At 61.8% G+C, this 13,085-nt stretch carries 10 protein-coding genes and 1 tRNA gene; 8 read left to right on the top strand and 3 right to left on the bottom strand.

Annotated elements, in window-relative coordinates; genetic code table 11:
* Positions 1 to 75: 75 nt before the first annotated feature.
* Positions 76 to 723, top strand: a complete 648-nt coding sequence (locus tag J2X53_RS11945; protein WP_349037711.1) for a TetR/AcrR family transcriptional regulator — start codon at positions 76 to 78, stop codon at positions 721 to 723.
* 88 nt (positions 724 to 811) lie between these two features.
* Here the strand turns inward: J2X53_RS11945 and epmA are convergent, their stop codons facing one another.
* On the bottom strand, positions 812 to 1,852 hold the full coding sequence (epmA, locus tag J2X53_RS11940) for an EF-P lysine aminoacylase EpmA (RefSeq protein WP_349037710.1): 1,041 nt from the start codon (positions 1,850 to 1,852) through the stop codon (positions 812 to 814).
* A gap of 127 nt (positions 1,853 to 1,979) precedes the next feature.
* Between epmA and efp the strand changes: the two genes are divergently transcribed.
* Complete coding sequence (efp, locus tag J2X53_RS11935) at positions 1,980 to 2,546, top strand: elongation factor P (RefSeq protein ID WP_118152855.1); 567 nt, start codon at positions 1,980 to 1,982, stop codon at positions 2,544 to 2,546.
* A gap of 86 nt (positions 2,547 to 2,632) precedes the next feature.
* Here efp and J2X53_RS11930 read toward each other — a convergent pair whose 3' ends face one another.
* Complete coding sequence (locus J2X53_RS11930; RefSeq protein WP_349037709.1) at positions 2,633 to 5,263, bottom strand: methyl-accepting chemotaxis protein; 2,631 nt, start codon at positions 5,261 to 5,263, stop codon at positions 2,633 to 2,635.
* A 54-nt stretch (positions 5,264 to 5,317) separates the two neighbouring features.
* Positions 5,318 to 5,890, bottom strand: coding sequence for a hypothetical protein (locus J2X53_RS11925; RefSeq protein ID WP_349037708.1), 573 nt, complete (start codon positions 5,888 to 5,890; stop codon positions 5,318 to 5,320).
* Between the two features lie 189 nt (positions 5,891 to 6,079).
* Here J2X53_RS11925 and tgt point away from each other — a divergent pair, with 189 nt between their 5' ends.
* The 6 genes from tgt to J2X53_RS11895 all read left to right on the top strand — a co-directional run bounded on the left by tgt (position 6,080) and on the right by J2X53_RS11895 (position 13,057).
* On the top strand, positions 6,080 to 7,210 hold the full coding sequence (gene tgt / locus J2X53_RS11920; RefSeq protein ID WP_349037707.1) for a tRNA guanosine(34) transglycosylase Tgt: 1,131 nt from the start codon (positions 6,080 to 6,082) through the stop codon (positions 7,208 to 7,210).
* 292 nt (positions 7,211 to 7,502) lie between these two features.
* Positions 7,503 to 8,093 carry a hypothetical protein gene (locus tag J2X53_RS11915; RefSeq protein ID WP_349037706.1) on the top strand — a complete coding sequence of 197 codons (591 nt, stop codon included), beginning with the start codon at positions 7,503 to 7,505 and terminating at the stop codon, positions 8,091 to 8,093.
* Between the two features lie 224 nt (positions 8,094 to 8,317).
* Positions 8,318 to 10,726, top strand: a complete 2,409-nt coding sequence (gene lon, locus J2X53_RS11910; protein ID WP_349037705.1) for an endopeptidase La — start codon at positions 8,318 to 8,320, stop codon at positions 10,724 to 10,726.
* Between the two features lie 183 nt (positions 10,727 to 10,909).
* Positions 10,910 to 11,314: an HU family DNA-binding protein gene (locus tag J2X53_RS11905; RefSeq protein ID WP_349037704.1), complete on the top strand. Its 405-nt coding sequence runs from the start codon at positions 10,910 to 10,912 to the stop codon at positions 11,312 to 11,314.
* Between the two features lie 13 nt (positions 11,315 to 11,327).
* Positions 11,328 to 11,402, top strand: a tRNA-Val gene (locus J2X53_RS11900).
* A 53-nt stretch (positions 11,403 to 11,455) separates the two neighbouring features.
* Positions 11,456 to 13,057 (top strand): DUF6538 domain-containing protein, encoded by a 1,602-nt coding sequence (locus J2X53_RS11895; protein ID WP_349037703.1) that lies wholly within the window; start codon positions 11,456 to 11,458, stop codon positions 13,055 to 13,057.
* Positions 13,058 to 13,085: the final 28 nt, after the last annotated feature.

Here is a 13,085-nt window from a genome sequence, read left to right as displayed (position 1 = left end):
CGTTTCCTGACCGTATGGTCAAGGGGAAGCGCACCACAACCTGACCATCCGGTCAACATAATTTCCGCAAGGCCGATGAACCAGACCGCACAAGTTTCACGCATATCCAAGGGCAAACGCACCGAAATCCGGCGCGAAAATGAGCGTGTGATCCTGGATGCAGCGGAAAAGGTGTTTGCCGAGGCCGGCTATGGCGGCGCGACGATGCAGCTGATTGCCGATATGGCGGGGCTGCCCAAGGCCAACCTGCATTATTATTTTCCGACCAAAGAGGCGCTGTATCGTCAGGTGGTGCGCAACATTTTCGAGATCTGGCTGCATGCTGCCGATACTTTTGATGAGGCCCCCGGCCCGGTCGAGGGGATCGGCGGCTATATCGAGGCCAAGATGGCGATTTCGCGCCGCCACCCGTTCGGCTCCAAGGTCTGGGCGTCGGAGGTGATGCATGGCGCGCCGGTGATTCAGGATTATCTGGAAACCACGCTGCGCGACTGGACCGCGGGGCGGATGGCGGTGATCCAGCGTTGGGTGGATGCGGGCAAGATGGCCCCGGTCGATCCGCGGCATCTGCTTTATATGCTCTGGGCGATGACCCAGCATTACGCCGATTTCGGCCATCAGATCGAGACCTTGAACGGTGGTCGCCCGCTATCGGATGCGCAATGGCACGAGGCGACCGAGACGGTCAAGGCAGTGATTTTGCGCGGGATCGGGGTAATTTAGACCGACCGGCACGCCCCCCACCCCCAGCCCCTCCCCACGAGAGGGAGGGGAGGCGCCTGATCGGACAGGACGGTGTTTGCGGCGGCGGTCAGCCCACCGGCACCCACAGCACATCGTCAATGCGCGGGGCGCCGGTGGCCAGCATGACCAGCCGGTCAAAGCCCAGGGCGCAGCCGCTGGCGGCGGGCATATCGGCGAGGGCGGCGAGGAAATCCTCATCCAGAGGGTAGCGGATGCCGTAAATCCGGGCCTTTTCATCCATCTCGGCGGCAAAGCGGCGGCGCTGCTCGGCCGGGTCGGTCAGCTCGCCAAAGCCGTTGGCGAGTTCCACCCCGCAGGCATAAAGCTCGAACCGCTCCGCCTCACGCGGGTCATCAGCGCAGGGCCGGGCGAGGGCCGCCTCGACCACCGGATAGCGGTCGAGGATCGTCGGGCGGCCATGGCCCAGATGCGGCTCCACCCGGTCCGACAGCAGGCGGCTGAAGATATCGGACCAGGTGTCATCTGTCGCCACGCGCAGGCTGACGGCGGTGGCCTGAGCGGCGAGCGCATCACGGTCGGCCCGGCCATCGGGCGACAGGGTGGCCAGCAGGTCGACGCCCGCGTGGCGCTGCATGGCTTCGGCCACCGACAGGCGCTCTGGCGTGGCGTCTGGATCGCAGGTCGCGTCGCGAAAGCGCAGCTGCGCCGCGCCGGCGGCCTGAGCGGCAAGCCGCAAAAAGGCCGCGCAATCCTGCATCAGCGTGCTGTACTCCTGCCCCACGCGGTACCATTCCAGCATAGTAAATTCCGGGCTGTGCAACGCCCCGCGTTCGCGGTTGCGCCAGACATGGGCAAAGGCGTGGATCCGCGTCTCGCCCGCCGCGAGCAGCTTTTTCATCGCGAATTCCGGGCTGGTGTGCAGATACATCGCGCGCGGCGCGCCATCATTGCCGATCGCCTCGGTCGCAAAGGCATGCAGATGCGTCTCATTCCCGGGGCTGATCTGCAGGCAGGCCGGATCGACCTCGGTAAAGCCATCTTTGGCCAGATGGGTGCGCAGGGCGGTTTGAATCCGGTTGCGGGCCAACAGCAGCGGGCGGCGGTCGGCATGACGTGTGGCGGACCACCATGAACTCGATTCCGGCATGATCCCGGATCCTCCGTCATTTTTGCGCAAGCTTGCGCTGGAAATTTCCGTTCAGATGCGTTAGGCGCGCATCAATTCGGTGCCGGGGCTTTCCTTCGGCCTCTCAAACCACAAGGAAAACCTGACCGTGAAAGTCATCGCATCCTCGCTGCGCAAGGGCAATGTTGTTGAAATGGATGGCAAGCTCTATGCCGTTCTGAAAGCTGAAAACTTCCACCCCGGCAAGGGCACGCCCACCACCAGTGTCGATATGCGCCGGATTTCGGACGGGGTGAAGGTGTCAGAGCGCTGGCGCACAACCGAGATGGTGGAAAAAGCCACGGTCGATGAGCGGGAATATGACTTCCTGTACGAAGATGGCGAAGGCTACCACTTCATGGAACCCGCCACGTTTGAGCAGATCACGGTGACGCCGGATGTCATCGGCGATGACAAGGTGTTTCTGACCGACGGGATCAAGGTCTATCTGCGCACCTTTGAAGGGGTGGCGATTGCGATCGAGCTGCCGCAGCGGGTGATTGTCGAGATCACCGAGACCGAGCCGGTGGTCAAAGGGCAGACCGCGTCTTCGTCCTACAAGCCTGCCATCTGTTCCAATGGGTTGCGGGTGATGGTGCCGCCGCATATCGGCGCGGGGACGCGGGTGGAGATCAATACCGAAGATTACTCTTATGTCGGTCGCGCCAAGGACTGAGCCTGCTTGGGCCAGTGTCACGTTGCGCGTGCTGGCTTGCTGAAAGGGAGGCCGGACCTGTTGCTCAGGTCCGGGCTTTTTTTTGCTCAGAACGCTTCCCAACCTTCTGCTGCCGGGGATTGCAGCGCCAGATTGTCACGAGTGGCGGAACGGGCAGGAGCATTGCGGGACGACTGAAATGTGCCGGGAGCAGGTTTGGCGGCGGGTTTTGGTGCCCCCCAGGATCTGGCGGTGCGGCTGGTCAACGGATCGGATGTCCGGTCATTGGCCCGGTCGTTTGCAGGATGCAGGGTGAATCGCTCTGTCGTTTCGGCCAGAGCAGTCGCGGCGCGGTTCAGGGATTGCGAGGCGGCAGAAGTTTCCTCGAACATCGCGGCATTCTGTTGGGTCACCTGATCCAGATGTTTGACGGCGGTGTTCAACTCGGCGATGCCGTTGGATTGTTCGCGGGCAGATCCTGCGATTTCCGATACCAGTCCATGGATTTCCCCCACCGCCGATTGGATGCCGGTCAGGCTGCGGCCCGCCTCGGCCACGAGGCTGACACCGCGCTTGACCTGATCGGAGGAGGCGGTGATCAGCCCGGCGATTTCGCGCGCAGCTTCGGACGAGCGCTGTGCCAGATCGCGTACCTCGGAGGCGACGACGGCAAAGCCACGACCCGCCTCACCGGCGCGGGCTGCCTCGACCCCGGCGTTGAGCGCCAGAAGGTTGGTCTGAAAGGCAATTTCGTCGATCACCGAGGTGATGCGCGAGATTTTGGACGAGCTCTGCTCGATCTCGCCCATGGCCGATACCGCTTCGCGCACGACGCGGCCCGAGGTTTCGGCATTCTGTTTGGCCACCTCAACCTTGGTATTGGCGTGATTGGCCACCTCGGCTGTGGACTTGACCGAGTTTGTCATCTGATCGAGTGCGGCCGAAGTTTCCTCCAGGGTGGCGGCCTGCTGTTCGGTGCGGCGGCTGAGATTGTCGGCTGCGTTGCTGATATCGCCGACTTCGCCGCGAATGGCTGCGGAACTGCTGACCACATCCGACATCGCAGCGCGCAGACGGTCGGTGGCTTCATTGAAGTCAGAGCGCAACCCCTCGTACCTTGTCTCAAACTGATCTTTCAGGGTGGCGGTAAGATCGCCGTTTGACAGCTGGGAGAGAGCGGCGCGGAGGGCATCGACCACCTTGGTCTGCGCCGTTTCCATTTCACGGCGCTTTTCGTCGGCGTCACGCTGCTCCATTTGCTGGCGGGTGACATCTGATGCGAGCAGAAGATAAGACTGCGCCATCCCTTTGTCATCCTTGACCGGCGTAAGACGCGCATCAAGCAGGGCCTGGCCGCCCGTGGGAAGTGCAAGACGGAGCACCCCCTCGACCGTGTCCCCCGACCGGATTGCAGACCACAGATCGCCCGAAGTCTGGGTGTCAAAGCTGAGCACAGAGCGGCAGTCCCGCCCTGCAATGGTGGCAGCGGATTGCGTGAACAGCGCAGCGAACCGGTCGTTCGCAGCTTCGATCTGGCCGTTTCTGGATATTTCTGCCCGCAACTGGCCGGCGTCAATGGCCGAAAGCACAGCGGCGTTGCGGCGGTCATGGGTGGTCATCCGCCATTCCAGCACATAGCCTGTCAGCACGCCCGCAGTGTCGGTGATCGCGGCCAAAGACACCTCGAACATTTCGCGGCCCCGGGAAAAGCCGATGCGTTTCTGCTGGCCCGCGCCCACCATTCCGGACAGCGCCCCAAGAGCCGGATCAAGGCCAGTGGCAGACCGTCCGATCAGCGCAGCACCAGAGCCAGCAGAGAGATGGCTGCTCATCAGGGATTGGGCCGCGCCATTGGCGAACAGGATGCGGAAGTCTGGATCGGTGATCATCAATGCGGCAGAGGCACCTTCGAAGGCCGACCCTTTGAACATGCCGATCCGGGTGATGTCGAGCGATGCCGCCAGATCTGACCGGAATCCTTCGAGGGCACGGGCGATATCGCCGATTTCGTCAAAGGACGTGCGCCCCGGCACCTCGACCGAGTATTCGCCTGCCGCCACTTTGCCGACTGCCGTGCTCAGCCGGCGCAGCGGGCGCGCGATGAACAGGCGGAACAGCAGGGCCGCGACGATCAGCATGATCGCAAAGATTGCGGACCCGAAGACAAGATTGTTGCGCATTCTGGAGCTGATTTCCGCCTGCAGCCGGGCATCGGACCAGCGGGTGACAATGACACCGACCAGCTGACTGTCAGCCCCGAAATAGACCGGATGCGCGGCGATCAGGCCGGTGGAGTCAAAAAGCAACTCTTCTTCGTGGCTGGGCTGCCGGCCCTGGGCAAGCCAGACCGCGGTCTGAGACACGAGGGCCTTGCCCAGAGTCAGAGTGTCGCCTGTCTGAATTGTACCGGGGCGGCTGGCCTGAGAGAACACGCTGCCATCCAGTCGCAAAGTCAGCACCTCTGACAGGTCGGTGCCGACCAGGTCGAACAGGTCCTGTTCGATAACCTGCGCGGCCTCTGGCTTGTTGAAGCGCAAGGCGCCGCCCGCGTTGTGGCCTGTCATGTTGGTGACTGTGCCGGCGGTGTCTTTCAGCGCGGTCCGCAACAGGGCTTCGGTATCGCTGTTGCCATGATAAACGGAGGCTGCGGCCACAACTGCCACGGTCAGCGCGGTGATGGCCGTCGCCTTGAGAAAGATGGAGCGCAGGTGGAACAGGGAGCGGGCTGGCAGGGTCATCGGGACAGTCCTTGGATGCGACAACTGGGAAAAGCGATGTCAGCGGGGCAATGGTCAGAGCTGTTCGGCATTCAGCCCGACGGTGACAGCACCAATGACGGTACCATCAGCGGGGTCAGCCAGCGAAAACGACACCTGAATCTGATAGATCTGCGCGCTTTCGTCGAACTCGATATCGCTGATGTGGATCGCGCCGGCCCCCTTGGGATAGGTTTCGCTGAATTTCGCTTCATCCCCCTGCCAATAGTCGGAGGTTGCCGCAGAGGCGGTGACATTCAGGCCGAGAGCATCCATGACAAAGACCTCGGTCATCTGCCCGGCAGAGGCTTCTACCTGGGCGCGCAAAAAATCGGATGGCGCGGAGGACAGCACGCTGTTGATGGTGGGCTGCACGGATTTGCCCAGCTCTGCCTTCCAGGCCTGATCCAGCCGGTCGATATCGGCCTGTGTCAGCGTGGTGTGGCGGGTGTTCTGTTCACGGACAGCGGCAATGATCGCCGGATCGGCGGCCCAGCCTGTCAGGGCCTGTGCCGCATAGGCCCTGGCCTTGGAGTCGGCGCCGCCGGTATCGGTGGCAAAGGCGGGCAGGGCACAGGTGCACAGCAGAATGAAGGCGACACGGCGCATAAAAACACTCCTCCGACAGAGCCCGGTCATGGGCGGTTGGAGGACAGTTAGCCTGTCTCCGATTGCCGTCTTCTTAACAGCCGCGGCGTTTTCTAAAATCCGCCCGATATTTCCCCAAGCCATCCGCCCCTTGGATTCCCGGCCGGATCGGGTATTCCGGCCCCTGATGATTGACAAAGGGCTGGGGTGATGGCGCAAAGGTTCGGATTCAGCGTGGCGGCAACGGATGGCACGGCGCGCAAAGGGGTGATCAGCACGCCGCGCGGCGAGATCCGTACCCCGGCGTTCATGCCGGTGGGCACAGCGGCGACGGTCAAGGCGATGCTGCCCGAGTCGGTGCGTGCGACCGGCGCCGATATTCTTCTGGGCAACACCTATCACCTGATGCTGCGTCCGACGGCAGAGCGGATCGCGCGTCTGGGGGGCTTGCACAGGTTCATGAACTGGGATCGGCCCATCCTGACCGACTCGGGCGGGTTTCAGGTGATGTCGCTGGCGTCGTTGCGCAAGCTGACTGAAGAGGGGGTGCGGTTTTCCAGCCATATCGACGGCTCCAAACACATGTTGAGCCCGGAGCGCAGCATGGAGATCCAGAAGCTGCTCGGCTCTGATATCGTGATGTGCTTCGACGAATGCCCGGCCTTGCCCGCCACCGATGCCGAGGTGGCAAAGTCGATGGCGCTGTCGATGCGCTGGGCGCAGCGGTCGCGCGATGCGTTTGGCGACCGGCCGGGCCATGCGCTGTTCGGGATCATGCAGGGCGGGGTGACCCGCGATCTGCGCGAGGAATCGGCCAAAGCCCTGACCGGGATCGGCTTTGACGGCTATGCCGTCGGCGGTCTGGCGGTGGGAGAGGGGCAGGAGGCGATGTTCGGCGTGCTGGACTATGCGCCGGGCTTCCTGCCCGAGGACAAGCCGCGCTATCTGATGGGGGTGGGCAAGCCCGATGACATCGTCGGCGCGGTGGAGCGCGGCATGGACATGATGGATTGCGTTTTGCCGTCGCGCTCTGGCCGCACCGGGCAGGCCTGGACCCGGCGGGGGCAGGTCAACATCAAGAACGCGCGCCACATGGATGACCCGCGCCCGCTGGATGAGCAGTGCTCCTGCCCGGCCTGCCGCAATTATTCGCGGGCCTATCTGCACCATGTCTTCAAGGCGCAGGAGATGATTTCGGGCATGCTGCTGACCTGGCACAACCTGCACTATTATCAGGAGCTGATGCAGGGCCTGCGCGATGCGATCGGCGCGGGGCGTCTGGCAGAGTTTGTCTCGGCGTTCCATGCGCAGCGGGCCGAAGGCGATATCGAACCGGTCTGAGCTTTGTTGCAAGAGGCCGATGTGGCCCGTCACGCTCCGCCTTTTATGGGCCGGGTGGGTTGGGTCATGCGCACAGAACGGGTACGGCCTGCATTGTCAATCTGTCAGAGTTGACAGATTTAGAGCGCCGATGGACCGCCAGATCCGGTCGTGCCGGGCCACGCTTTCGCCCGTTTTCGCAATTGTACCCCGCAGTACACAGAAAAATGACCCAAGTGTAAACTTCTGCGCGCATTTTTTGCAAAGCGCTGCTAATGTTATCGTGCAGCGCCCTGCAACGACGGATAAGAAGTTGAAATTCCTGCATTGCTTCTGTGTGGTCGACTCGTCGCTCCGCATTTTGTGGGTCGGGGGAGATTGGGATGATTTTGCCGCGCGCAACGGCGGCGGGGCCATTCTGGCCAATGACGTGCTGGCCACCCGGCTGACCGATTACATTTCCGATACGGCGACGGCTGATACCGTCGAGCAGATGGTGCAGGCGGTGATCGACACCAAGGGCACCCTGCGGATGGATTATCGCTGCGACGCCCCGCAAGAGCTGCGCCGCATCCGTCTGACGATCAAGCCGATGAAAGACCAGCGCGCGATCATGGTGCATGAATTGCGCGACGCGGTTCAGCTGGAGCCACCGATGGAGCCGTGGCATTTCGATCCGGCGGCGCGTGAGCTGAAATGCTCGGTCTGTGGCATGGTGCATCGGCCGGGCAAAAGCTGGCAAGACCCGACCCGGCCCGGAAACCGGCACCCGCAGCTGGTGAAATACACGGTCTGCCCGTCCTGCGTGACCCGGATTGATGCCGCGATTCATGGCATTTTCGACGGCGCCGAGGCCGGGGAGGTCGGGGAGCTGACCCTGAAGCCGGGCTTTAACCGGGTCTGAACAGATCGCGCCGGATACCGGATAAATCTGACCGGGATTGTGACTTGCCGCCACCCGCGGCAAAGCGCAGAATGGCGGCAATCGGATGGCCAGTCCCGGCCGAAAGGTTGCGCTGGTTGACACCCCTTGATCGACTCCCCAGATAGAGGGGCCAAAGAGGGGAAGGTCGGGATGCTGCCGATGCTCGGGGCCGTGACCTTCCTGCCGTGATAAGGATACGCGACATGAGCGAGCAATTTTCGACCAGCTACCCGGTTCTGCCTTTGCGCGACATCGTGGTCTTTCCGCATATGATTGTGCCGTTGTTCGTCGGCCGTGAAAAATCGGTGCGGGCGCTGGAAGAAGTGATGCAGGATGACAAGCAGATCCTGCTGTCCAGCCAGATCGACCCGACCGTGGATGATCCGGGCACCGACGGGATCTACCGTGTCGGGGTGCTGGCCAATGTGCTGCAATTGCTGAAACTTCCCGACGGCACCGTCAAGGTGCTGGTCGAGGGCAAGACCCGGGTGAAGATCACCGAATTCGTCGAGAACCCCAGCTTTTTCGAAGCCGGGGCGGCGCCGTTGACCGAATCCGCCGGCGATGCGTCGGTGGTCGAGGCGATGCTGCGCGCCGTCGCCGACGAGTTTGAACGCTACGCCAAGATCAAGAAGAACATCCCCGAAGAGGCGCTGTCGGCCGTGTCGGAAACGCGCGAGCCTGCGCGTCTGGCTGACCTTGTGTCGGGGCATCTGGGCGTGGAAGTGGCCCAGAAACAGGCGCTGCTGGAAACGCTGGACGTGTCCGAGCGTCTGGAAAAGGTCTATGGCCACATGCAGGGCGAGATGAGCGTGCTGCAGGTCGAGAAGAAGATCAAATCGCGCGTCAAGACCCAGATGGAAAAGACCCAGCGCGAATATTACCTGAACGAACAGATGAAGGCGATTCAGCGCGAGCTGGGCGATGGCGAAGAGGGCCAGAACGAGATCGCCGAGCTGGAGGCGCGGATCGCGGCCACCAAACTGTCGAAAGAGGCCCGTGAAAAGGCCGATGCTGAGGTCAAGAAGCTCAAGTCCATGAGCCCGATGAGCGCCGAGGCGACGGTGGTGCGCAACTATCTGGATTGGCTGCTGGGCGTGCCATGGGGTGTGAAATCGCGGGTCAAGAAAGACCTGGGTGCGGCCCAAAAGGTGCTGGATGCCGATCACCATGGGCTGGACAAGGTCAAGGAACGCATTGTCGAATATCTGGCGGTGCAGGCGCGCTCGACCAAGCTGAAGGGGCCGATCCTGTGCCTCGTCGGCCCTCCGGGTGTGGGCAAAACCTCACTTGGCCGGTCGGTGGCCAAGGCGACGGGGCGCGAGTTCATCCGCATCTCCTTGGGCGGTGTGCGCGACGAGTCGGAAATCCGCGGTCACCGCCGGACCTATATCGGCTCGATGCCGGGCAAGATCATCCAGAGCCTGAAAAAGGCAAAGACCAACAACCCGTTGATCCTGCTGGATGAAATCGACAAGATGGGCCAGGACTTCCGGGGCGACCCGGCAAGCGCCCTGCTGGAGGTGTTGGACCCGGAACAGAACGGCACATTCGTTGACCACTATCTGGAGGTGGAATACGATCTGTCGAACGTGATGTTCATCACCACGGCCAACAGCTACAACATGCCGGGCCCGCTGATGGACCGGATGGAGATCATCCCGCTGGCGGGCTACACCGAAGACGAAAAACGCGAGATTGCGCGGCAGCATCTGTTGCCAAAGCAGATTGCCGCCAATGGGTTGAAAAAGGGTGAATTCGCGATTGATGACGCGGCCCTGACCCATGTGATCCGCTACTACACCCGCGAAGCCGGGGTGCGGAGCCTGGAGCGGGAGATTGCAAAACTCGCGCGGAAAGCCGTGACCGAGATCCTGAAGGGCAAGACCAAGGCCGTGTCGGTCGATGAGGCCAAGGTCGAGGACTATCTGGGCGTGCAGCGGCACCGCTATGGTCTGGCGGAGCTGGAGGATCAGGTTGGCGTGGTGACCGGTCTGGCCTGGACCTCGGTGGGCGGCGATCTGCTGCACATCGAAGCGCTGAAACTGCCGGGCAAGGGCCGGATGAAGACGACAGGCAAACTGGGCGATGTGATGAAGGAATCCATCGACGCGGCGGCCTCTTACGTCCGCTCGATCAGCCCGCAGATCGGGGTGAAACCACCGAAGTTCGAGACGATGGACATTCACGTTCACGTCCCGGACGGGGCAACGCCAAAAGATGGCCCGTCGGCGGGTCTGGCAATGGTGACCTCGATCGTCTCGGTTCTGACCGGGATCCCGGTGCGCCGCGACATCGCCATGACCGGCGAAGTCAGCTTGCGCGGCAATGCGATGCCGATTGGCGGTTTGAAAGAGAAACTGCTGGCGGCGCTGCGGGGCGGAATCAAGACGGTTTTGATCCCGCAGGAGAACGAAAAGGATCTGGCCGAGATCCCGGACAATGTGAAACAGGGGTTGAAGATCATCCCTGTCACCCATGTCCGCGAGGTGCTGGCCGCAGCTCTGGTGCGCCAGCCGGAGCCGATTGAATGGGACGAAGCGGCTGAAGAAGCCGCCGCTGCGGCCCGCCGCGCCGGGGATGCGACCCCGCCCTGGCAAACCGCGCATTAAGCGCAGACCCAGGATGCAAGCTATTGAAAGCGCCCCCGTTTCGGGGGCGCTTTTTTTGGATGCAGAGGCGCGTAGTGATCGCGTGCGGTGGGCCTTGTTTGACGCAATTGTCAGTGACATTGTCGCGAAATCGTGACTAATCTGCGCGATACGCCGCCCATCATCGACACAAGGGAGTTGTCCATGTCCAGCAAGCCCACACCTAAACCTGGTCCAAAGGGCATTCCCGCCCCCAAACCCAAGGTCGTGGCAGAACCCGCAGCCGAACTGCCGGAGGCGGTCGCCGTTGAGGCGGGGTCAGAGCGTGCGGTTGCGCTGAAACTGCGTGAGCTGGTCGGGCGGGTGGTCGAGGTGACCGGCGGCAAGAAAAAGGGCGTGAAAGAGATCGTCGAGGCCACGCTGACCGCTTTGGGCGATGCGCTTGCCAAAGGCGAAGAGCTGAATCTGCCCGGGGTGGGCAAGGTGCGGGTGGCAAAATCGGTGGACCGCGAGGGCCGGTCGATGATGACGCTCAAGGTGCGCGGCACCGGCACGCCCAAGGCAAAAGAGCCGAAAGAGGCTCTTGCAGACGCCGAAGAAGCCGTCTAAGACACGCTCCATCGGGCGATTAGCTCAGCGGTAGAGCGCTTCGTTCACATCGAAGATGTCAGCGGTTCAAATCCGTTATCGCCCACCATGAATTCCCCAGCAAAATAAAGAAACGCCTTGTTTTGCTGGGGTTATTCCGCTTTGCTGTTACAAATCATGTTACAAAACAGGTCTGTGATGGCTGGCGCACAACGTTATCTCCTGAACCGCGATGGACGATTCTTTGCCCGGCTGGTGGTGCCGAAAGATCTGCGCGCTGTCGTGGGCAAGTCTGAGCTTCGGGCACCTCTTGGCCCTGATCGTCGGACGGCCATAAAGCTGCTGCCCGGCGCGGTGGCGCAGCTACAGCACCAGATCGCCCAAGCTGAGCGCACCGCATCCCCGGCAAATCTTTCAGCCGCCCCGGCCCGCTATCCGCTGGCCCCTGAGCAGATCGCATTGAGCCACTATCACGAGCGCCTTACCTTCGATGATGAGTTGCGGAATGACGTTCGATATTCTTTTGGCTCTATAGACGACATGCACGTGCAGAGCCTGCGCGATGCCATGGCGGGCAGGTTGAACGACGAAGAATTGTCAGGGCTGATAGGATCAAGCATAGAGCGCTTTCGCAGGGCCGGGAACCTGACTGCACAGATCGGTTCGGATGAATGGCGCCAGATCGCCCGCGCCCTGTGTGCGGCAGAGTATGAAGCGTTGTCCCGCGTGGCAGAGCGCGATGAAGGCGACTTCACCGGCCAGCCGGAACACCCGGTGATAGTGAACGCGAAGCCGCCAGAAGATCAGCCCGCCCCGGTGAGCCTGTCTAAGCTATGGGATGATTACATAAAGGCGCGCACAACGGCAGGCTTCATGAAGGATGGCGGAAAGCGGATGCGCCCTGTCGTAGCCAGCTTGCGAAAGTTCCTTGGGCACAATGACGCGCGGCAAGTCACCAAGAAAAACCTGCTGGACTGGCGAGACACTTTGCTTGCCACGCTTTCCGCGAAGACGGTTTCCGACATGTATCTGTCTGCCGTGCGGTCCCTGTTTCAATGGGCGCACGACAATGAGCGCCTGCCTGAGAACCCAGCCGCCGCTGTGAAACAGGACAAGCCAAAGAAACAACGCCCCCGCGAAGCTGGCTATACCGACACGGAAGCCAGTAAGATTTTGAAGCTGTCCCGGTCCTATCAGCCGAATGCCGATCAGTTCGGATACGTGCGGGAGACTCCCGTGTCTGTGAGTGCAAAGCGATGGGTTCCGCTCCTGTGCGCGTTTAGCGGTGCCCGCGTGTCTGAGATCACCCAGCTTCGCAAAGAGGATATCCGGCAAGAGGGCGACCGCTGGATAATGCGTATTACACCCGATGCAGGCACGATGAAGGCAGGGCACTACCGCGATGTTCCGCTGCACCGGCAAGTGATCGAGGAAGGCTTTATTAAGTTCGTGGAAGAGGCAGGGCAGGGGCCGCTGTTCCACAACGGCAAAGACCCCGCCACGTTCGCAGCCAAAGCCGTTCGGATGACAAATCAAGTCGGGACATGGCTTGTCGATAGCGGTCTTGTCCCGGACGGATTGCAGCCAAACTACGCATGGCGGCACCGCTTCAAAACCCAAGCGCGAGATATGGGCGCTGATATTCGTGTCGTGGATGGAATTCAGGGACACGCCGGGCGCAGTGCATCCGATGGATATGGTGATGTGAGCATCACGGCAAAACTGCGGGTGATAGATGCGCTGCCGTCTTACGTGATAACATAACAAATCGCTTGCCGTAACGCGCTATATG

Source organism: Pseudotabrizicola sp. 4114 (assembly GCF_031457365.1).
In the GTDB taxonomy this organism is placed as follows: Bacteria; Pseudomonadota; Alphaproteobacteria; order Rhodobacterales; family Rhodobacteraceae; genus Pseudotabrizicola.
This window is presented reverse-complemented; position numbering and strand designations above follow the sequence as displayed.